The sequence below is a fragment of the Frigoribacterium sp. PvP032 genome (assembly GCF_017833035.1).
Taxonomy (GTDB): Bacteria; Actinomycetota; Actinomycetes; order Actinomycetales; family Microbacteriaceae; genus Frigoribacterium.
Genome location: NZ_JAFIBM010000001.1, coordinates 887,382 through 908,130, shown reverse-complemented (window position 1 = coordinate 908,130; position 20,749 = coordinate 887,382). Strand labels below are relative to the sequence as shown.

Genomic DNA, 20,749 nt, shown 5'->3' with positions numbered 1-20,749 from the left:
CCGGCACCTGACCATCGCCTCTGCACGTGGACGCCGCCGCTCCGCGCCTCCTACCGTTCACGTCGGCAGGCAAGAGCCCCTCGAGGGCTCGTCCGCCTGCCCCACGACATCACGACAAGAGGAGAACACCATGGCACAGGCCATCGAGACGATCGACGTCGAGGTCCCCGTCCGCACCGCGTACGACCAGTGGACCCAGTTCGAGGAGTTCCCGAAGTTCCTCGACGAGGTCGAGTCGATCACGCAGACCACCCCCACCCTCACGGTGTGGAAGGTCAAGGTCGGACCGGTCGAGAAGACCTTCGAGGCGGAGATCACCGAGCAGCACCCCGACGAGCGCGTCGCCTGGACGAGCACCGGCGGCGAGGTCGACCACGCCGGCGTCGTGACGTTCCACAAGCTGAGCGACTCCGAGACGCGCGTCACCGTGCAGATCGACTGGACGACCGACGGCCTGCTCGAGAAGCTCGGCGCGGCGATCGGCTCCGACGGACGCGCCATCAAGAAGGACCTCGCGAACTTCAAGCAGTACATCGAGTCGAAGGGCCAGGCCGACGGCGCCTGGCGCGGCGACGTGCAGGCGTAGCCCGCACCGGCGGGCTCCGGCCCGCAGACGACGACGGCCCCGTTCCTCCTTCCCGGAGGAGCGGGGCCGTCGTCGTGCGCGGTCGCGCTGCGGCCGCTGCTGGTGCCGCCGCTGCCGCTGCTGCTGCTGCTGCTGCTACTTCTCGTTCTTCTCCGGGTCGTTGCCCCAGTTCATCAGCGAGAAGCGCCACTTCGAGTCGTGCGCGTCGCCCTCGGGCCCCTGCGCGGCGTGCCGGTGCACGTAGCCCGTGACCTTCTTCATGTGCGCGTAGTCGTCGTCGCCCAGGTCGGCCACCTTCGTGCGCAGGATGCCCACGATCTTGCGGCCGCTGTCGTGCCCGACCGACTCCGCGCCGTCGGAGGACTTCTGCCCCACCTCCTTCGCCTCATCGGTCTCGAGCCACTGCTCGAGCTCGTGCGGCGTCATGTTCACTGCGTCGTGGAAGTCGTCGCGGATGCTCTTCTTCTCGTCGTCGTCCATCGGCCCAGCATGCCCCCGCCCCTCGCGCCATGCCCTCCTCTCCCCTCTCCCCTCCTCTCCCCCTCCTCTCTTCTCCTCATTCAGGAAGATCGCTCCTGATCCTCGCGGCGGGGGGAGCCTCGGTCCTGAACCGTGCACGGATCAGGAGCCGTGGGCCACGAATTCCTGAATGCTGAAGATGGAACCCGACCACTCGACAAAGTAAGGGTCGCCTAAGTACGATCGAGCAGGAGGCGGCCCCGCCGTCTCGAGCACCACCCCCGCCAGCAGCACCGTCCGACCGAGCGGAGTCCATCGTGACCGACGTCGTCCCCTTCTCGGAGTTCCTGCGGGCCCGGACGACCAGTCGTCACGGCACCAGCGGCGGCGCCGACTTCATGACCGACCTGCTGCGCGGCACCTGCGGCGTCGACGACTACGCCCAGCTGGTGGCGCAGTACTGGTTCGTGTACCGCGCGCTCGAGGGCGCCTCCTCGTCCATGGCCGGACACCCGGTCGCCGCACCGTTCGTGACGACCGGCATGAGCCGGCTGCCTGCTCTCGAGTCGGACCTCGAGTTCCTTCTCGGCGACGCCTGGAGCGACCGTGTCGTCGCTCTGCCGGCCACTCGCGAGTACGTCGAGAGGCTCGAGACCGTCGCCGCGACCTCGGCCGGGGCGTTCGTCGCCCACCACTACACGCGCTACCTCGGCGACCTGTCGTGCGGTCGCTTCATCAGCACGCTGCTGCAGAAGCACTACGGCTTCGACGTCAACGGGGTCGGCTTCTACGTCTTCGCCGAGGTCGCGGACCCTGCGCTGTTCCGCGCCACCTACCACGAACAGCTCGACGCTGCCCCGTGGACCGACGCCGACAAGGAGGCGGTGGTCGCCGAGGTCGCGCTGGCCCACTCGCTGGACACCCGCCTCCTGGACGGCCTCGAGGCCGACCGCCGGTCGCGCCGCGCCGCCGCCTGACGCCGCCGCGCCGCCGCTGCTGCTCGGGCGGAGCGACGCGAAAGCGACAAGACGACGTGGAAGATCACGTCGCCTTGTCGCTTTCGCGTAGGTTCGCGCCGCGGGCCCGCCCCCGGCGTCGCGCGGTCAGGGCAGGATCGAGTCGACGTACCCGCCGTCGACCCGCACCGCGGCCCCGGTCGTCGCGGACGCGAAGGTCGACGAGAGGTAGACCACCATCGACGCGATCTCGTCCGGCTCGATGAGACGCTGGATGAGGGACTGCGGCCGGTGCTGCTTCATGAACTCGCGCTGCGCCTCCTCCCAGGGCAGGTCCCGTGAGACGAGCTCGTAGACGAAGTCCTCGACGCCGCCGGTGTGGGTGGGGCCCGCGATGACGGAGTTCACGGTGACGCCGGTGCCCGCGGCGGCCTTGGCGAAGCCGCGCGAGACCGCGAGCAACGACGTCTTCGACATGCCGTAGTGGATCATCTCGGCCGGGATCACGACCGCCGAGTCGCTCGCGATGTTCTGCACCCGGCCCCAGCCGCGCTCGGTCATGCCCGGCAGGTACGCGCGGATCAGGCGGACCGCCGAGAGCACGTTGACCTCGAAGTAGCGGCGCCACTCGTCGTCGTCGATCGAGAGCGGGTCGGCCGAGGCGAAGATGCCGAGGTTGTTCGTCAGCACGTCGACGTGCGGCACGGCGGCGAGCACCTGCTGCGCACCCTCGTCGGTCGAGACGTCGCCGGGGGCTGCGACGAAGGAGGCGCCCGGCGCGTCCTCGAGGAGGCCCACGATCGCCTCGTCCACGCGGGAGGCCGTGCGTCCGTTCACCGCGACGGTCGCGCCCGAGCGGGCCAGGCCGAGCGCGATCGCGCGGCCGATGCCCTGGGTAGAGCCGGTCACGAGGGCGGTCTTGCCGGTGAGGTCGATCTGCACGAGAGGTCCTTCCGTCGAGGCGGGCGGGATTGCTGCGCCGGGGCTGCCCCCAGCATGCTCCTGGCCGGACGGCGGCCGGGCGAACCGTCGCGATGACGACAAGACGACGTGGGAGAACGCGTCGTCTTGTCGCTCCCGTGTCGGTCCGGGGCCGCGGGCCAGAAGTGTCGGCGGCCCGGCGTAGGGTCGCGGCAACGAGCGAGAGGGACCACGTGACGACACGCGACATCAGCACCTTCGGGGCGAGGACGACTGCGGCCGAGACACTCGAGGGCGTCGACCTGGGCGGGCGGACGGCCCTGGTGACGGGCGCCTCCTCGGGCATCGGGGTCGAGACGGCCCGCGCCCTGGCCGGGGCCGGCGCCCGGGTGACGCTCGCCGTGCGCGACGTCGCAGCGGGGCGTGCGGTCGCCGACGACATCGCCCGCTCCACCGGCGGGCCTGTGCCCGACGTGGTCGAGCTGCACCTCGACCGACCTGCCTCGGTCGAAGCCGTCGCGGCCGAGTTCACCGGCCCGCTCGACATCTTGATCGCGAACGCGGGGGTGATGGACTCCCCCGAGACGTACACGCCGGCGGGCTGGGAACTCCAGTTCGCGACGAACCACCTCGGCCACTTCGCCCTCGCGCTCGGACTGCACGGCGCCCTCGCCGCGGCCGGCGGCGCCCGCGTGGTCTCCGTCTCGTCGAGCGGCCACGGCGGGTCGCCCGTCGTCTTCGACGACCTGTTCTTCCGGCGGCGCCGCTACGAGCCCGGGCTCGCCTACGCCCAGTCGAAGACGGCGAACGCGCTGTTCGCGGTCGGCGCGAGTGCCCGCTGGGCCGACGACGGCATCGTGGCGAACTCGTGCATGCCCGGCGGCATCTGGACGGGCCTGCAGAAGCACTGGGACCCTGACGTGCTCGCCGCCCGCTGCGGCCGACGCGGTCAAGACGCCAGAGCAGGGTGCGGCGACCTCCGTGCTGCTCGCCACCGCGCCCGAGCTGGCGGAGGTGCGGGGCCGTTACTTCGACGACTGTCACGAGGCGGAGGTCGTCGACCAGATCGTCGACGGGCTGCACGGCGTCCGCGCCTGGGCGCTCGACCCCGCGGCGGCCGACCGTCTCTGGGACGTGTCTCTCGCGCTCGTCGACGCGGAGGCGCGCTCGCGCGCCTGATACGCGCCCTGGCAGGGCGCCTCACGAGCGGGCCTCCCTGGGCCACTCTCGTGCGTCTTGACTGGGAACAGTCCCGCGGCGGCGACCTGCCGCCCGCCTCTCACGAAGGAGCACCTCATGACCGACAGCCACGTCTGGTTCGTCACCGGAGCGAGCCGGGGGCTCGGCACCGACATCGTCCGTTCCGCCCTGGCCGCCGGCCACTCGGTGGTCGCCACCGGCCGTGACGTCGCGGCGGTCGAGTCGGCCGTGGGAGCCCACGACCGCCTCCTCGTCGTCGCCCTCGACATCACCGACCCGGCCGCGTCCGAGCGCGCGGTGGCCCAGGCCGTCGACCGGTTCGGCCGAGTCGACGTGCTCGTCAACAACGCCGGCAACTTCTTCGCGGGGTACTTCGAGACGCTCAGCCCCGAGCAGTTCCGCTCGCAGCTGGAGACGAACTTCTTCGGGCCGCTCGCGGTGACCCGCGCCGTGCTGCCGGTGATGCGCGAGCAGCGCTCGGGGCAGGTGATCACCGTCACCTCGACCGCCGGGTTCGTCGGCGCCGAGTTCACCTCGGCCTACGCCGCGTCGAAGTTCGCGCTCGAGGGCTGGTCGGACTCGCTCGCCGCCGAGGTCGCCCGCTTCGGCATCTCGGTGATGGCCGTCGAGCCCGGCTTCTTCCGCACCGAGCTGCTCGTCGAGGGCTCGTCGACCACCTGGCCCGAGCTGCACGTCGACGACTACGCCGAGGGCACGGCAAGCACGATCGAGAGCTGGAAGGGCATGAACGGCAAGCAAGGAGGCGATCCCGCGAAGCTGGCGGACGCGCTCGTCACGCTGTCGGACGGTCCCGAGCTGCCCGCGCGCTTCGTCGCCGGCGCCGACGCGATGCGCGCCGTCGAGACCAAGCAGGCGACGGTGCAGCGGCAGATCGACGCCCTTCGCGACCTCTCGGCGTCGCTCGACCACGACGACTGACCGCCATCAGGTCGGGCGTCGGCGGTGTGTGGCACGATGCACCTCGTTCTGCCCAGTCCCCGCAGAGACAAGAGGAGCCCGTGATGCCGGACGAGTCCGAGCGCCTCGACGTGCCTGCCTACAGCCGCACGGTCGTCCAGGGCACCGACCTGCACGAGGTGCTCCGCAGCAGGTCCGACCACCACGGGGGGCGCCGTTTCGACGCCCGCCCCTCCGGGGCGCCGTTCTCGTACCGGTACGTCACCGCGGGCGACGAACGGGTCACCCTGCAGACGTCGCACTTCACGGGTCACATGGAGGGCGAGGTCCCCTTCCCGGACACGCACTTCGTGATGTGGTTCCGCAGCGGCTCGGCGACGGTGCACCGGGGATCCGACGCTTACCACACCGACGGCTCGACGCCGTTCCTCATCCCCGCCGAGGACTCGTTCGAGTTCGAGTTCGAGCCACGGCAGAGCCACCTCGTGCGGCTCGGCACCGAGTTCCTCGAGCAGACGGCGACCGAGCTGCACGGCGGTCCGTCGCAGCGCGTCGCCTTCGACGTGTCGAGCACGCCCCGCGCCGAGTCGATCGCGGACTGGCGGTCGACGATGGCAGGGGCCACCGAGGCCGTCGTCGGCGAGGTCGTCCCTCCCCTGCTCCGTCTGGAGGCCCAGCTGAGCACCGCGAGGGCGGTGCTCCGCACCTGGCGCTGGCAGGTCGTCGACGTGCCCCGCTCGCTCCGCACGCCCGGCACGGTCCGGGTGCGGCACGCCCTCGAGTACCTGCACGCGCACGCGGCCGAGCCGATCAGCCCGTCCGACGTCGCGGCCGCCGTCGGCCTGCACACCCGCAGCCTGCAGCTCGCGATGAGCGAGCACCTCGGCACGTCGCCGTCGGCGTACCTCCGTCAGGTCCGGCTCGACCGCGTGCGCGCCGACCTGCTCGCCGCGTCGCCGCACGAGACGACGATCGCCGCCGTCGCCCGCCGCTGGGGCTTCGGCAACCTCGGCCGCTTCTCGGCCAGCTACGCCGACCACGTCGGCGAGTACCCCCGCGACACGCTCGCGCGCTAGCCGGCTGCGGCCGCAGCCGCGCCAGCCAAGCCGGCCCCCGGCCCGCCCGCCGCTGCGGGGTGCGACAGCTCGTGGACGGGGTGACGGCTCGCGGCGTCGGCACCCGCCGAACCCGCGCGGACCCTCGCGCGCGCCGACGGGTGTGCGCGGTTCGCGCGGGTGCGGACGGTGCGGCGGCACGCGGACGGTGCGGCGGCTTGCGGACGGTGCGGCGGCTTGCGGCGTCGGCACCCGCAGAACCCGCGCGCACCCTGCCGCGCGCCGACGGGTGTGCGCGGTTCGCGCGGGTGCGGGCACTCAGCAGCCACCTCGCGGGTGGGAGGCGGCTAGCGTGGAGACGTGCCCTTGACTGCGAGCTCGGCGTGACCGGGAGGTCCGCTCGCGCGGTCCCCGTCAGCCGCGTGTTCCCGTGGTGGTACGTCGCCGGGGCGGTGGCCTCGATCGTCGTGATCGTCGCGTCCCAGGTGGGCCAGCCCGCAGTCGTCGCCTTCTGGGGCCCCGTCATCGGCCTCACGATCCGCGACCGCCTGGACGACGCCCGGAGCCGTGCCGACGAGGGACGCGACACCTCCCGAGCCGCACTGCTCGGCCCGGCGTGGCTGGAGCCGGTCCTCTCACTGCTGCTCACCTCCTTCGCGGTCGGCCTGTCGTTCGTGCTCGGCGCCGTCTTCGACCACGGCCCGGCAGCGGTGGCCTGGACCGGCAGCGCCTTGTGCGGCGCCAGCGCCCTCGCGTACCTGGCCATCCTGCTGCGCGGCCGTCGCCGGTCACGGCGCACGGTCGACACCCGCTGAACCCGCGTGGACCCTCGCGCGCGCTGACGGGTGTGCGCGGGTTCAGCGGGTGCGGGCGCGGGCGCGGGCGGGATGTGCGGCAGCCACGGGTGCGGGTCGCGGGTGCGGGCAGGGGCGCACCCGCGCCGCCCCCTGACTGGGGCGTGACGACTCGCGGCACGACGGGCAAGCTCGAGGGATCCCCCGAAAGGCCCCCATGCTCTCGATCGTCTACACCAGCGCCTCGCGCGTCCCCTACACCGACGGCGACCTCGCCACCCTGCTCATGAACAGCCGCGCGAACAACCGCCGGCTCGGGCTGTCGGGATTCCTGATGCACAAGCAGGGGCGCTTCGTCCAGGTGCTCGAGGGGCCCGACGACGTCGTGCAGGCCCGCTACGAGCTCATCGCCGCCGATCCGCGGCACACCGACGTGGTCGAGCTGCTGCGCGAGTCGATCGACGAGCCCCGCTTCGGCGACTGGTCGATGGGCTACCGCCCCACGACCGACGAGCTCGCCGGGGCGATCCCGGGCTACGCGGACGTCACCGGCGCTGCTCTCGACGGCTCACGTCGCCGGCCCGACCTCGACCCTGCGGTGCGCGCGCTGCTCGACTGGTTCCGCGCGCCGGTGCCCGCGGGCGCCTGACGTCCCAGGCTCTGCCGGACGCACGACACCGCACCTCGTTTCGTACACTGCACCGGGTCTGGAACCGGTGCAGTGCACGAAGCGCGATGCGGTGCGGTGCGGTGCGGTGCGGCTCAGCCTGCGGCTAGACGTCCGACTGCGCGTCGTGCTGCGCGGCGCGCTCGCGCACGTCGTCCTCGCGGCTGCCGGTGCCGCCTCCGTCGCGGTGGTCGGCCTCGGCCTGCTCGGACAGGCCGTCCGTCTTCTCCTCGGCCGTCGCCTCCTCGGCGCCGTCCATCATCGGGCTGGTCATCGTCTCGGCGGACTTGTCGTCTGTGCTCATGTCGCGGACCGTACGCCCGCCTGCCGCAAGGGCGCCCCGAGCCCGCTGTGAACCTCGCCCCGAGGAGGCGCGGGCAGGGCACCACAGGACACCCGAGGATGCGCGTGCCGGCCACCACAGGGCACCCGAGGAGGCGCGGGCCGGCCGCCGCAGGACGCCCCGCGACGCGACGCGGTCAGCGCGCGAGCGTGTCGCGCGGGTACTCGCCGAACCGCGCCGAGTACGACGCGGAGAAGCGCCCGAGGTTGCCGAAGCCCCACCTGCGGGCGACGTCCGACACGAGCACCGAGCCGGGCTCGGACGACAGCAGGTCCTGCCGGGCACGGTCGAGGCGGACGTGCCGCACGTAGTTCGTCGGGCTCGAGCCGAGGTGCTCGCTCATGAGCAGCTGCAGGGTGCGGGTGTGCATGCCCGCCGCGGTCGCGATGTCGGCGGAGGTGATGGCCCGGTCGGCGTAGGCGTGCACGTACTCGGCAGCCTGGCGGAGGCGTCGGGTGCGTTCGGTCCGCAGGGTGTCGGGGACGTCCACCGCCCGCCAGGGGAACAGGTCGAGCATGCCCCGGACGAGCGCCTGCTGGGCGGCGTGGCGGGCCAGCGCGGGCGTCTCCTCGCCGACGATCAACGGGGTCACCTCGCCGAGGGTCGTCCGCCACGCGTCGAGCGCCTCGTCCGTCGGCACGGCGGCGTAGTCGAAGACGATCCGCTGCGGCGGCCCCGCGTGCCGCTCGGTGGCGACCGCCTCGAGGAACGCCGCGTCGACGTGGACGATGCCGTGCCGGTGCGGCGTCATCGAGAACGCGAACGACGTCTCGCTCGGCGTGAGGAACGGTCGCGAGCCCTGGCTCGTCAGCTGTCCGACCGGGTAGTCGACGGTCACCGACCCGGAGCGGAACCACGACATGACGTAGTCGCGCGACCACGGGATCACGCCCTGGAGATGCGCGGTGAAGGTGCCGGTCTGCAGGCTCAGGCGTGAGTCGCCCGCGGAGGCGAAGCGGGAGACGAACGGCTCCCCCGCGAGGCGTGCCCGGAACTGACGGCCGTCGAGCACGCTCTCGAGGCTGCGGCGCGCCTCCTCGAGGTCGTCGGTCGCGAACTGGACCTTCTCGAAGGTCGGCTCCGCGTCGGGGCCGACGGCGACGACGTGATCCGTGTCGAAGTCGGCGGCGGCGGCCGCGGCGGTCCGAGCGTCGCTCATCCCGGTGACGTCGCTCATCTCGGTGACGTCGGTGGTCTCGGTGCTGGTCATGAGTGGTTCTCCTGGTCCGTTCCCGGCCGGCGCCGCCCGCTGGTGAGGCGGACCCGCCTCTCTCAGGACGTCGCGGCGAGCCGGTTCGTCACGGAGGTGCGGGCACGTAGGTGCAGGCACGGGGATGTCGCGACGTCATCTTCTCGCACCGACGACCCCACGTCACCACCCCAGAGCACGGGCCTGCCCGGCGGTGCCCGCACCGCGGCCCGTGTCGCATCGGGTTCCGAGCATCGCGTCCCGCCGCGACGCGACGTGATGCTCGGGACGTGATGCGGCAGCCGCGGCCCGGGCCGGTCAGCTCGCAGGCAGCAGCACGTCGGGCGCGGCCCCTCCGGCGTAGCCCGACGTGACCCCCGCCAGCAAGGCGACGAGCCGGCGTGACTCGACGTCGCCCAGGCCGGCGACCGCCGTCAGGGCCCCGAGGCTGCCGCCGCCGGCAGCCGCCAACACGGCGGCGTGCACCGCCGGGGTCAGCGCGAGCCGGATCCCGCGGCCGTCGGCCGGGTCGGGCCGCCGGATGACGTAGCCGCGCCCCTCGAGCCGGACGACCACCGGCGAGATCGCACTCGTCGAGATCCCGAGGTGGGCGGCCACGTCGACGGGCCGGGCGTCGGCACCGCGCAGCTCGAGCCGCGCCAGGAACTGGACGGCGGCGAGCTCGCTCGCGCCGATCCCCAGCTTCTTGCGGAGCCTGGCGCGGAAGAGCGCCTCGGCGTCCTGCATGGCGTAGATGGCGGCGAGGACGCCGCTGTCGCCCTCGGTCCGCACCTCGTGCCCGACTGGAGGAGGCGCCCCCTCGTCAGCGTCGGAGGTCACGGTCGTCTCGTCGCTCATCAGGGCCTCTCGATCGGTCCGCGAGCATCCGGGTCGGGAGTCGACATCCGCAGGCGCCCATGCAAGCACAGGTGCGGCTCGGCCACGACCGCGGCGCGACCAGCCGACCGGTCAGCCGGCCGGGCCGACCGGTCAGCCGGCCGGGCCGACCTCGGGCCGACCTACCGACCAGCCGATCGACCGACCGGCCGGACGGATCAGCGGGCGACGTGCGCGCCGCGACGTCGGCGCACCGACGCGGTGACGACGAGGGCGACGCCCGACAGCAGCGCCAGCCCGGCAACGAGGGCGGGCGCCGTGCTCTCGGCGCCCGTGTTCGCGAGGCGCCCTGCGGACAGCTGTCCGCGCGTGCGGTCGGCGACGGGCGTGACGGGCACGGCAGGCGTGACCGGCGGCGTCGTGACCGGCGGCGTCGTCACGGGCGGCGTCACCGGCGGCACGACGACCGGCGGCACGACGGCTGCCGCGTCGACCGTGACGACGTACGTCTCGCTGTCGACGGGCGCCTCGCCGTTGGACGCGGTGATCGTCACGGTCGTCGAGCCGGGCGTGGTGGGCGTGCCCGAGATGACTCCGGTGGTCGAGTCGAGGCTCAGCCCGGCAGGCAGGGTGCCCGCGGTCACGGTGAAGGTCGGCGAGGGGGCGCCGGAGGCCGTCACGGGGAACGTGTACGGCGTGCCCGCCGTGGCGGTCGTGGGGGCGCCGGAGGTGATGGTCGGGTTGCTGGTCACGTCGCCGGCCGCGCAGTCCTGCGGCACGGTGATCGCGTCGTTGATGAGCGTGACGGCTCCGGTGCGGGCGAGGAGGCGGCCGATGACGGTCGTGCCGTCGTTCACGCTGACGGAGGTCTGCGCGAGGACGGTGCCTCGGAACTGCGATCCGCTGCCGATGGTGGCCGAGCTGCCGACCTGCCAGAAGACGTTGCAGGCACTCGCGCCGGGAGGCAGGATCATCGACGTCGCCGAGCCGATCGTGAGGCTGCTCGCCGCCTGGATCACCCAGACCGACTCCGCTGTGCCGGCGAAGGTCAGGGTGCCGTTCTCGGACAGCGCGACCTCGCCGCCCGAGTACACGCCTGGGGTCAGCGACCGGTTCGCCAGCTCGGTGATGCCGGACTCCTGCGGGGTCAGCGACCGTGCGACGTCGTAGGCGGTCGTGAGGTCGGCCTGCGCCTGGGCCGAGGCGGCGTCGTTGACGTGCACGACGCCTCCTGGCGCGATCACGCCGGGGCCCGTCGCGGGGTCGAACCCGGTGATCGCGCCCTCGGCGCTCACGCCGATGTCGCCCTCGACGACGCTGGGGCCGGTGTTGGTGATCGCCGAGCTCGCGAGCACGCCGTAGGTCGCGGCGGTGCCGAGCCCCACCGGGCCGCCGATGACCGTGTCTGCCTGGGCCGGCAGCGCGGCCGTGAGCGTGAGGGCGGCGGCGACGCCGATCACGACGGCCGTCCGCGCGAAGGGGAGGGTGGACGTCGTGCGGGCCATGGCGGCACCTGACTGCGGAGAGGAGGCACCAGACCACACGTGTCGGACGTGCTGGTGTTCCCCGTTACCTGAGATATACGCGCTTCTCGTAACTAGCACAATGATCGCGCCGGTTCTCTCGGCGGGCACGCGGCAGCACGTACCCCGGCCGGTGGCGTCGCGGCGTACCCGGGCTGGCCCCCGGTCGAGGGCCAGCCCGGCCGGCGGCAGGGCGAGCGAGCCTAGGAGGCGCGCACCACGACCGCAGGCAGGGTCGCGCCCTCCGGCCCGGTCACCTCCACCGCGCCTCCTCGTCGCTCGACGCGGAAGACGGTCGGCGACGCCGTCGCCTGGTCGGTCACCGTGACCTCGCGCACGCCGTCGGGGCCAGGGAACACGTGCAGCGTGAGCCCGTCGAGGTAGTCGTAGTCGGGTCGGTCGTCCCGGGCGCCGACGGGCACGACGGCGCCCTCGCGGACGTACAGCGGCAGGGTGTCGAAGCCGTGCCGCTCGGTGCGCCACGACCCGCCCTCGACGACCTCGCCGGTGAACCAGCTCGTCCAACGGCCGTGCGGCAGGTACACCTCGACGCTGCCGTCGGCCGAGAAGACAGGCGCGACGAGCAGGTCGGGGCCGAGCATGTACTGCGTGTCGACGTGCACCACGGCGCGGTCGCGGTCGAACTCGAGCACCATCGGCCGCATCACCGGGATGCCCCTCTCATGGGCCTCGACGCCCGCCTGGAACAGGTACGGCATCAGCGACAGCTTGAGCTTCGTGAACGACCGCGTGACGTCGACGGCCTCGTCGTCGAACAGCCACGGCACCCGGTACGAGCTCGAGCCGTGCAGGCGCGAGTGCGACGAGAGCAGGCCGAACGCGAGCCAGCGCTTGAAGACGCCCGCGTCGGGCAGCCCCTCGAAGCCGCCCATGTCGTGCGCCCAGAAGCCGAAGCCGCCCATCGACAGCGACAGGCCGCCGCGCAGCGTCTCGGCCATCGACACGTGGCTCGACGAGTTGTCGCCGCCCCAGTGCACGGGCATCGTCTGGCCGCCGACTGTCGCCGAGCGGGCGAACACGACCGCGTCGCGCTCGCCCCGCTCGTCGACGAGCACCTCGTGCACCGCGCGGTTGTAGAGCTGCGCGTAGAGGTTGTGCATCGCCTCCGGGTGGCTGCCGTCGTGCCACACCACGTCGGTGGGGATCCGCTCGCCGAAGTCGGTCTTGAACGAGTCGACGCCCTGCGCGGTCAGCTGCCGCAGGTGGCCCTGGTACCAGGCCACCGCCTCCGGGTTCGTGAAGTCGACCAGCGCCATGCCGGCCTGCCACATGTCCCACTGCCAGACGTCGCCGTTCGCCTTCTTCACCAGGTACCCGGCCGCCGCGCCCTCGGCGAAGAGCCGCGAGCGCTGCGCGATGTAGGGGTTGATCCAGACGCAGGTGTGCAGGCCCCTGTCGTGCAGGCGGGCGAGCATCGCGTCGGGGTCGGGGAACGCCCGGTCGTCCCAGACGAAGTCGGTCCACTGGAACTCGCGCATCCAGAACGAGTCGAAGTGGAACGCCGACAGCGGCAGGTCGCGCTCGGCGAACCCGTCGATGAACGAGGTCACCGTGGCCTCGTCGTAGCTGGTCGTGAAGCTCGTCGTCAGCCACAGGCCGTAGCTCCAGGCCGGGACGAGGGCTGGGCGGCCGGCGAGCGCCGTGTAGCGCTCGAGCACGTCCTTGCCCGTGGGGCCGGCGATCACGAGGTACTCGAGCGACTCGCCCTCGACCGAGAACTGCACGCGCTCGACCGACTCGGTGCCGACCTCGAACGAGACCGCGCCGGGGTCGTCGACGAGCACCCCGTAGCCCTTGTTCGTCAGGTAGAAGGGCACGTTCTTGTACGACTGCTCGCTCGACGTGCCGCCGTCGGCGTTCCAGATCTCGACCGTCTGGCCGTTCTTGACGAGCGGTCCGAAGCGCTCCCCCAGCCCGTAGACGTGCTCGCCGACGCCCAGGTCGAGCTGCTCGTGCACGAACGACCGGCCGGAGGCGTCGGTCACGTACCCGACGGAGCGGTGCCCCGAGCCCGTCAGCCGTTCACCGCCCGAGCTGAACTCGAGCGACCAGGGCGCGCCCTCGGAGACGGTCGCGGTGAGCGCCCCCGAGGTGAGCGTGCCGACGCCGTCGACGACGCTCACCTCGCCGACCCGCGAGCCGTCGTCGCCCGGCAGGTCGAAGCCGCCGCGGCCGCGCGTGCCCTGGTGGTGGTCGATGCGGACGCGGATGACGCCCTCGGCCGGCGACGACAGCGACACGGTGAGCATCGGCCGGTTGAGCGTGTCGCCGCGCCCCGCGATGCGCCTCGTCGGGGCGTAGGCGACCAGGCCGCCGTCCTGCTCCCAGACGTCGTGCGCCTCCTGGGCGTAGAGGGCGGTGACGCCGGGCAGGATCTCCCAGTAGCCGTCGGTGAACTTCATGCGGTGCTGCCTTCCGGGCGCGCGCGGGACGCGGGGGTCGAGGAGGTGGTGGCCGGCGAGCTGACGGCCGAGGAGGTGCGGTTCGGCTCGGTCATCAGCCCTTCAGCCCTCCCGAGATCAGGTCGAGCCGCCAGAAGCGCTGCAGGAACAGCACGAGCAGCGTGAGCGGGATGATCGACACGGCTGCCCCGGTGATGGCGAGCGAGTACAGCGCGGGCGCGCCGGAGCCCTTCGACAGCAGCGTGTAGAGGCCGACGGTGAGCGGGTAGTCGGCCTGGTCGCTGAGCATCACGAACGGCAGCAGGAAGTTGTTCCAGATGCCGACGAACTGCAGCAGGAACACGGTCACCATGCCGGGCACCATGATCGGCAGCACGATGTGCCGGAAGATCCGCCACTCGCCCGCGCCGTCGATGCGCGACGCCTCGAGGATCTCCTGCGGCACCGCCGACTGCGCGAACACCCGCGAGAGGTAGATGCCGAACGGGCTGATGATGATCGGCAGCAGCACCGAGATCGGCCCGCCCGCCAGCCCGATCTCGCTGAGCAGGATGTACTGCGGGATCGCCAGGGTGATGCCCGGGATCAGCACGCCCGCGAGGATCATGAAGAAGATCAGGTTCCGCCCGCGGAACGCGAACTTGGCCAGGGCGTAGCCCGCCATCGTCGAGACGAGCGTCGAGAGCACGCCGCCGACACCCGCGTAGAGCAGCGAGTTCGCGGCCCACAGCCCGTACTGGCCGCCCTCGTAGGCGAACAGGTCGCCGAGGTTGCCGAGCAAGCCGGTGCCGGGGGCGAACGAGAACGACGTGAACAGCTCGCCCGGCGACTTCGACGAGGCGATGAACACCCAGCCGACCGGCACGAGGCAGTAGAACGCGCCGATCAGCAGCACGATCGTGGGCAGCAGCTTCCCCACGCGCGAGGCACGCGCGGCGCCGGGGCGGGGCGTCCTGCGGTCGCGGTCCGCGCCTCCTCGTCGGGAGCCCGCACCGGGGCGCGTGTCGAGGGCGGTCACGAGACGCCCTCCTTGCGGCGGCGGTTCGCGACGCCGAGCACGATCGCCGAGAGGGCGACCGTCCCGAGAGCGAGGATGGTCGAGGAGGCGGCTGCCGACGGGAGGTCGTCGGTCAGGAACGCGTCGCGGTAGATGGTCATCAGCGGGGCCCAGCTCTGCGTGATCTCGGTGGTCAGGGGACGGAGGGTGTTCGGCTCGCCGTACAGCTGCAGCGTGCCGATCAGCGCGAAGACGCCGGTGAGGACGAGCGCGGGCACGACGAGCGGCACCTTGATGCGCAGGGCGACCTGGAACTCGCTCGCGCCGTCGAGGCGGGCCGACTCGTAGATCTCGGCCGGGATGCCGCGGAGCGACGTGTAGATGATGATCATGTTGAAGCCGACGCCGCCCCAGATGGCGATGTTGGCGAGCGACCCGAACAGGCCGCCGGCCTCGAGGAACGGGATCGGGCCCCAGCCGAGGGCGTTGGTCACGTACGAGAACGGGCTCGTGCTCGGCAGGTACATGAAGCCCCAGAGCAGCGCCGCGGTGATGCCGGGCACGGCGTAGGGGATGAAGATCGCCGTGCGCGCGAAGCGCTTGGCCCGGACGGCGGGGACGTCGAGCAGCAGCGCGAAGAGCAGCGCGAGCCCGAGCGTCAGCGGCACGGCGATCACGCCGTAGATGCCGAGCCGGCCGAAGCTGGCGAGCAGCTCGGCGTCCTGCAGCACGGCGACGTAGTTGTCGAGGCCGACGAAGCGGTCGACGCGGACGCCGAGCACGGAGGCGCCCTCCTCGATCCGGTAGGCCCGGAGGCTCGACCAGATCGTGTAGCCGAGCGGGATCAACATGAACACCACGAACAGCACGACGGCCGGCGCGACGAACAGGTAGGGAGCCAGCGGGCCCCGGCGACGGCCGCGTGCCGGGCGCGGGGCCGGGCTCGCGGTCACGGGGTGCGTCATCTCGGGGCGCAGCGCGGTGTCAGCCATTCGTGGTCACCTGGTATCCCACATCCTCCATGTCGGCCACGACGACGGCCTGGGTCGCGACGAAGGCGTCGCGCCACGGGGTGCCGGCCGCGATCGCCGCGTTGAGCTCGTCGGTGAGCGTGGTCGTCGCGAGCGCGACGTTCGGGCCCCACGTGGTGGGGAGGACGTCCTCCGAGACCTCGGCGGCCACGTCGTAGAAGTCGGTCTGCTGCGGCATCAGCGAGGGCGGGGCGTTGCCGATCGCGAGCTCCTGCCCCTCGATCGACGCGGGGTAGACGCCGCGCACGTCGAGCAACGACTGGTTGCCCTCGGTGCTGGCGTTCATCCACTTGGCGAACGCCGCCGCCTCCTCGGGGTGCTCGCTGTCCTTCGTGACGATCAACGCCGATCCGCCCTGGAACGGCACCGCGGCGTCGCCGGGCGTCCACTCGGGCAGCGGTGTGATCTCCCACGAGCCGGAGGTGTCGGGGGCGACGCCGCCGAGCACGCTCGGCGCCCAGATGCCCGCGGCCCAGCCGCCGATCGTGCCGTCGTTGACGCGCTTGTTGTACTCGGGCGACAGCACCGGGTCGGTGTCGATCGAGCCGTCGGCGGCGAGCTGCTCGAAGAAGTCGGCCACCTCGAGCATCCGCTCGTCGGCGATGCCGACGGTCCAGCCGTCCTCGTCGACCGACCACCAGTCGGCGCCGGCCTGGGCCGAGACGCCGGCCCAGAAGCCGAGCTCGCCGGCGGGGACCGCCGCCAGCACGGTGTCGGGGCGCTGCTCGTGCACGGCACGGGCGACGTCGCCGAACTCCTGCCACGTCGTCGGCACGGCCTGGCCCGTCTCGGCGAGCAGGTCGGCGCGGTACGTGAGCACCATCGGCCCGGCGTCCTGCGGCAGCGCGTAGACCTGGCCGCCGAAGGTCGTCTGGGCCCAGGTGCCCTCGGTGAAGGCGTCGTCGACGTCGGCCACGAGGTCGGTGATGTCGCGCGGCACGTCGGCGATCACCAGCGACGGGATCGTCGTGTACTCGGCGAGCGCCACGTCGGGGGCGTTGCCGGCCCGGCTCGAGGTCAGGAGCTTCGCGGCCGAGTCCGTGCCGCCTCCTGCGTCGGTGTGCCGCACCTGGACATCGGGGTTCGCGGCGTTCCAGAGGGCGACCTGCTCGCTCTGGCCCACCCCCCAGCCCCAGTACTCGAGGCGGACGACGTCGTCGCCGCCCACGGCGGAGCAGCCGCTCAGCGCGGCTCCCCCGATCAACAGGGTCGCGAGGGCGGCGGCCCTCGCGGTCTTCGGGTGTCTCATCGGCATCTCCTTCGACGCGGGTTGAGCGGTGCTGGTGCTGGTGCGGTGCTTCGTGTGCTGCTGCGGCGCGGTTGCCGGTGCCGTCCCGGCCCGGCCCGGACCGGGTCAGCGGGTCAGGGACTCCTCGATCACGGCGACCGCGCCGGCGGGCACGGTGAACGAGCCGTCGGCCCGCTCGCCCGACACGAGGTCGACCCCGGTCGCCTCGACCTGCTGGTCGACGTCGCCGTGGTTGATCGCGAAGAGCCACGACCCGGTCGAGGAGGTGCGGCGCACCCTCTCGAGGCCGTCGTCGCCGGCCGCGGTGGGCGCGATCCCCTGCTCGGCGACGAGGTCGTCGACGAGGGCGGCGAGCGAGGCGTCGTCGAGGTGGGTGGTGAGGTAGAGCGCGGCACCGCCTCCCGGGGCGTCGCGGCGGAAGGTCGCCGGGTGCCCGGCGAGCTGACCGGTGGCGTAGGTGCTCGTCACCGTGGCGGCCGCGTCGTCTGCGGCGCCGGCCCAGGCGCGGGGCTCGGCGAGCTCGCTCCAGACGGTGCCGAGGCGGCCGTCGGACAGCTCGACCTCGACGCCCTCGAGCAGCGGGTAGAACTCCTCCGAGCGCACGCCGAGCAGCTCACGCAGCACGCCGGGGTAGCCGCCCTCGACCACGCGGTTGTGCCGGTCGACGATGCCGGAGAACGGGGTGACGACGACGGTGCCGCCTCGGGCGACGACCTGCTCGAGGCCGGCCACCGCCTCCTCTGGGCACAGGTAGAGCGTCGCCACGACGACGAGGTCGTAGCCCGAGAGGTCGCTCGTCGGCGCGACCACGTCGACGGCCACGCCCCTGCGCGTAAGCGCCCGGTGGAACGCGAGCGGCTGGTCGAGGGCCCTGAGGTCGACGCTGGGGTTGTTGCCCGAGCGGAGCGCGTTCGGGCTGATCTCGTCGAAGAGGATCGCGACGCGGGCCTGCTCGACGGTCGACCCGCGCACGGCGCCGATGCGGCGCAGGGTCGCGCCGAGCGCCTCCACCTCTCGGTAGACGCGGCTGTCGGCACCGGCGTGCGGGACGACGGACGAGTGGTGCTGCTCGCTGCCCGCGGTCGACTGGCGCCACTGGAAGAACAGGGTGCCGTCGGCCCCGCGCGCGACGTGGGCCAGGCTGTTGCGCGCGAGCTCGCCGGGCGACTTGGCGCGGTTGCGCGGCTGCCAGTTGACGGCCGAGGTCGAGTGCTCGATCAGCAGCCAGGGCTCGCCCTGCGACATGCCGCGCGTGCGGTCTGCGCTGAAGGCCAGCTCGCCCCAGCGCTCGGGGTCGACGCCGATCGTGTAGTGGTCGTTGGCGACGAGGTCGACCTCGCGCGCCCAGCCGGAGTAGTCGTGCACGCCCGGGTGGTTCTGGATCATGAAGTTCGTCGTGATCGGCACGTCGGGCGTCACGCGCCGCAGCACCTCGCGCTCGGCCAGGTAGTGGCCGAGCAGGGCGTCGCTGCTGAAGCGCTCGAAGTCGAGGAGCAGGCCGGGGTTGTGGCTCGTGCCGGTGAAACGGGGTGCCTCGACCTGGTCGAACGACGTGTACCGGTGGCCCCAGAAGGCCGAGCCCCAGTGCTCGTTCAGCGCCTCGACCGTGCCGTGCCGCGCCTCCAGCCAGGTCGCGAAGGCGGCGGAGGTCTCGTCGCTGAAGCAGTGCGAGTTCTCGTTGCCGAGCTCGTTGCTCACGTGCCAGAGGCGGAGGGCCGGGTGGTCGGCGTAGCGCGCGGCCATGGTCTCGACGAGCCGCAGCGCGTAGCGGCGGAACACCGCCGAGCTCGGCGACCAGCCGAGCCGCCCGCCCTGCGAGACCCGCACGCCGCGGTCGGTGACGAGGCCGATCTCGGGGTGCGCCCGGAACAGCCAGATCGGCGGCGCCGCGGTCGGCGTCGCGAGGTTCACGCCGATGCCGGCGTCGGCGAGCAGGTCCATCGCCCGGTCGAGCCAGCCGAAGTCGAACTCGCCGTCGGCGACCTCGAGCAGGCCCCACGAGAAGACGGCGAGGTTGATGCTGTTCACCCCGGCGCGCTGCATGAGGGCGACGTCGTCGGCCCAGAGCTCCTCGGGCCACTGCTCGGGCGACCAGTCGCCGCCGAGGGCGAGGCCGTCGGTGATCCAGGGGAAGGTGCGGGGCTCGGGCAGGTCGCGGGAGCGGGACGTCAGCGTCGGCATCGGGGGCCTCTCGGTGGTGGGTGGGTGCGGCGGGTCGTGGTGGTGGGCGGCGGGTCGTTGTGGTGCTGGCTGGCTGGTGGGTCGTGGTCGGTGCGGGCGGGTCGTCGGAGTCGAAGCGCTTCGACGATGGCCCGTCGACTGTCAGGTGCGTCGAGGAGTCAGGAGACGACGACCTCCGCCGTCGAGCGTCCGGCGATCCAGGTCGGCGCGATCAGCTGCACCTGATCCGTCGACCGCCTGTCGAGCTGGGCCATCGTGAGCTCGACCGCGCGGCGGCCCGACTCCTCGGCGGGCAGCGGCACGACGTCGAGCGCCGGGACGAACTCGCTCGTGTCGAAGCTCGAGCAGGCCGAGACGACGGAGACGTCCTCGGGGACGCGCAGACCGAGGTCGGCGAGCGACCGGAGCACGGCGCGGTGGGCGCCCTCGTTGCAGTTCAGGACGAGCGCGGTCAGGTCGGGCAGCGCCTCCTGCAGCACCTCGACCGCGCCGCGCGGATCGCCGGGCGCCGGGGCGTGAGCGACCACGCCGCGGAGCCCGCGGGGATCGGCCTCGATCGCGGCGACGAAGGCGTCACGGAAGCGGGGCGCGAAGTTCGAGCCGTGCTCGTAGAGCGCGGCGGCGTGGCCGACCATGCCGATCGACCGGTGCCCCTGGTCGGCGAGCCGACGGACCGACGTGCGCGCCGCCTCCTCGAAGTCGAAGTCGACGCAGACGAGCCCGGTCGTGTCACGGGGCACGCCGACGACCGTCGCGGGCAGGTCGAGTTCGCGGAGCAGCGGCAGGCGGGCGTCGTCGGTGTCGACGTCCATCAGCACCACGCCGTCGACCAGCTGGCTCGACGCCACCCGACGCAGGCCCTCGAGCGGATCGGCCTCGGTCAGCAGCAGGATGTCGTAGTCGTGACGCCGCGCCGCCGTGGCGATGGCCACGACGAACGACATGAACGCGGGCGGGTGCGTCTCGGCGTGCATCGGGGCGCTGAGGGCGAGGATGTTCGTCCGCGTGCCGGCCAGCATCCGGGCGCCCGCGTTGGCGCGGTAGCCGAGGTCGCGGACGGCGGCGTCGATCCGGAGGCGGGTGTCGGCCCGGATGGACCGCTTGCCGCTGAGCGCGTACGAGACGGTGCTGATCGAGACGCCGGCGGCCTTCGCCACGTCGTGGATCGTCGTCATCTCGGCCTCCTCGTCGAGTCGTCGTGCGTGCGGTGCGGTGTCGTGCGGTGCGCCTGAGCGAAGCGCTTCGACTGCCCTGTCGGACCTGAGACTAAGTCACCGTGAACGTTCACGCAAGGCCGCGCAGCCGACCGCGTCCCCGGTGGCGCGCCCTCGGTGCCGCCGCCCTGAACCGTGTTCCGAACCATGAACCGCGTTTTGTCGCGGTTCATGGTTCGGTTCGCGGTTCATCGCCCACGGAGCGC

At 72.6% G+C, this 20,749-nt stretch carries 19 protein-coding genes and 1 pseudogene; 8 read left to right on the top strand and 12 right to left on the bottom strand.

What is annotated here, in order from left to right; translation table 11 throughout:
- The first annotated feature begins 130 nt into the window (after positions 1-130).
- Positions 131-586 (top strand): SRPBCC family protein, encoded by a 456-nt coding sequence (locus tag JOE35_RS04070; protein ID WP_209559978.1) that lies wholly within the window; start codon positions 131-133, stop codon positions 584-586.
- Between the two features lie 135 nt (positions 587-721).
- Here the strand turns inward: JOE35_RS04070 and JOE35_RS04065 are convergent, their stop codons facing one another.
- Positions 722-1,066, bottom strand: coding sequence for a DUF3140 domain-containing protein (locus JOE35_RS04065; RefSeq protein WP_209559977.1), 345 nt, complete (start codon positions 1,064-1,066; stop codon positions 722-724).
- Between the two features lie 296 nt (positions 1,067-1,362).
- Between JOE35_RS04065 and JOE35_RS04060 the strand changes: the two genes are divergently transcribed.
- On the top strand, positions 1,363-2,022 hold the full coding sequence (locus tag JOE35_RS04060) for a heme oxygenase (biliverdin-producing) (RefSeq protein WP_209559976.1): 660 nt from the start codon (positions 1,363-1,365) through the stop codon (positions 2,020-2,022).
- A 126-nt stretch (positions 2,023-2,148) separates the two neighbouring features.
- Here JOE35_RS04060 and JOE35_RS04055 read toward each other — a convergent pair whose 3' ends face one another.
- The gene (locus tag JOE35_RS04055; RefSeq protein ID WP_209559975.1) at positions 2,149-2,943 is read right to left on the bottom strand and encodes an SDR family NAD(P)-dependent oxidoreductase; all 795 of its coding nucleotides are present in this window, start codon (positions 2,941-2,943) and stop codon (positions 2,149-2,151) included.
- 92 nt (positions 2,944-3,035) lie between these two features.
- On the opposite strand from JOE35_RS04055, the pseudogene JOE35_RS15470 reads away from it, so the two are divergent.
- The 6 genes and pseudogenes from JOE35_RS15470 to JOE35_RS04030 form a co-directional block, all read left to right on the top strand.
- Positions 3,036-3,779: pseudogene (locus tag JOE35_RS15470) on the top strand (SDR family NAD(P)-dependent oxidoreductase); the annotation flags it as partial.
- A gap of 124 nt (positions 3,780-3,903) precedes the next feature.
- Positions 3,904-4,101, top strand: a complete 198-nt coding sequence (locus JOE35_RS15465) for a hypothetical protein (RefSeq protein ID WP_245186784.1) — start codon at positions 3,904-3,906, stop codon at positions 4,099-4,101.
- Positions 4,102-4,218: 117 nt separating this feature from the next.
- On the top strand, positions 4,219-5,061 hold the full coding sequence (locus tag JOE35_RS04045) for an SDR family oxidoreductase (RefSeq protein WP_209559974.1): 843 nt from the start codon (positions 4,219-4,221) through the stop codon (positions 5,059-5,061).
- An 83-nt stretch (positions 5,062-5,144) separates the two neighbouring features.
- Positions 5,145-6,116, top strand: coding sequence for a helix-turn-helix transcriptional regulator (locus tag JOE35_RS04040; RefSeq protein ID WP_209559973.1), 972 nt, complete (start codon positions 5,145-5,147; stop codon positions 6,114-6,116).
- A gap of 362 nt (positions 6,117-6,478) precedes the next feature.
- Positions 6,479-6,910 (top strand): hypothetical protein, encoded by a 432-nt coding sequence (locus JOE35_RS04035; protein ID WP_209559972.1) that lies wholly within the window; start codon positions 6,479-6,481, stop codon positions 6,908-6,910.
- Between the two features lie 196 nt (positions 6,911-7,106).
- Positions 7,107-7,538, top strand: coding sequence for a BLUF domain-containing protein (locus JOE35_RS04030; protein WP_209559971.1), 432 nt, complete (start codon positions 7,107-7,109; stop codon positions 7,536-7,538).
- A 124-nt stretch (positions 7,539-7,662) separates the two neighbouring features.
- On the opposite strand, the gene JOE35_RS04025 is transcribed toward JOE35_RS04030, so the two are convergent.
- The 10 genes from JOE35_RS04025 to JOE35_RS03980 form a co-directional block, all read right to left on the bottom strand.
- Positions 7,663-7,860, bottom strand: coding sequence for a hypothetical protein (locus JOE35_RS04025; protein WP_209559970.1), 198 nt, complete (start codon positions 7,858-7,860; stop codon positions 7,663-7,665).
- 175 nt (positions 7,861-8,035) lie between these two features.
- Positions 8,036-9,109, bottom strand: a complete 1,074-nt coding sequence (locus JOE35_RS04020; RefSeq protein WP_209559969.1) for a helix-turn-helix domain-containing protein — start codon at positions 9,107-9,109, stop codon at positions 8,036-8,038.
- Positions 9,110-9,406: 297 nt separating this feature from the next.
- A complete protein-coding gene (locus JOE35_RS04015) occupies positions 9,407-9,946 on the bottom strand; it encodes a MarR family winged helix-turn-helix transcriptional regulator (protein ID WP_209559968.1) in 540 nt (179 codons plus the stop codon).
- Positions 9,947-10,143: 197 nt separating this feature from the next.
- Positions 10,144-11,430: an ice-binding family protein gene (locus tag JOE35_RS04010; protein WP_209559967.1), complete on the bottom strand. Its 1,287-nt coding sequence runs from the start codon at positions 11,428-11,430 to the stop codon at positions 10,144-10,146.
- A 221-nt stretch (positions 11,431-11,651) separates the two neighbouring features.
- Complete coding sequence (gene yicI / locus JOE35_RS04005) at positions 11,652-13,871, bottom strand: alpha-xylosidase (protein WP_209559966.1); 2,220 nt, start codon at positions 13,869-13,871, stop codon at positions 11,652-11,654.
- Between the two features lie 94 nt (positions 13,872-13,965).
- Positions 13,966-14,889 (bottom strand): carbohydrate ABC transporter permease, encoded by a 924-nt coding sequence (locus tag JOE35_RS16025; RefSeq protein WP_209559965.1) that lies wholly within the window; start codon positions 14,887-14,889, stop codon positions 13,966-13,968.
- On the bottom strand, positions 14,886-15,860 hold the full coding sequence (locus tag JOE35_RS03995; protein ID WP_245186046.1) for a carbohydrate ABC transporter permease: 975 nt from the start codon (positions 15,858-15,860) through the stop codon (positions 14,886-14,888). Before JOE35_RS03995 ends, JOE35_RS16025 begins: the two co-directional genes overlap by 4 nt.
- Complete coding sequence (locus JOE35_RS03990) at positions 15,853-17,148, bottom strand: ABC transporter substrate-binding protein (RefSeq protein WP_209559964.1); 1,296 nt, start codon at positions 17,146-17,148, stop codon at positions 15,853-15,855. The genes JOE35_RS03995 and JOE35_RS03990 overlap by 8 nt, the downstream gene beginning before the upstream one ends.
- Before the next feature lie 105 nt (positions 17,149-17,253).
- The gene (locus JOE35_RS03985) at positions 17,254-19,329 is read right to left on the bottom strand and encodes a beta-galactosidase (protein ID WP_209559963.1); all 2,076 of its coding nucleotides are present in this window, start codon (positions 19,327-19,329) and stop codon (positions 17,254-17,256) included.
- A 158-nt stretch (positions 19,330-19,487) separates the two neighbouring features.
- Positions 19,488-20,504: a LacI family DNA-binding transcriptional regulator gene (locus JOE35_RS03980; RefSeq protein ID WP_209559962.1), complete on the bottom strand. Its 1,017-nt coding sequence runs from the start codon at positions 20,502-20,504 to the stop codon at positions 19,488-19,490.
- Between the last annotated feature and the right edge of the window lie 245 nt (positions 20,505-20,749).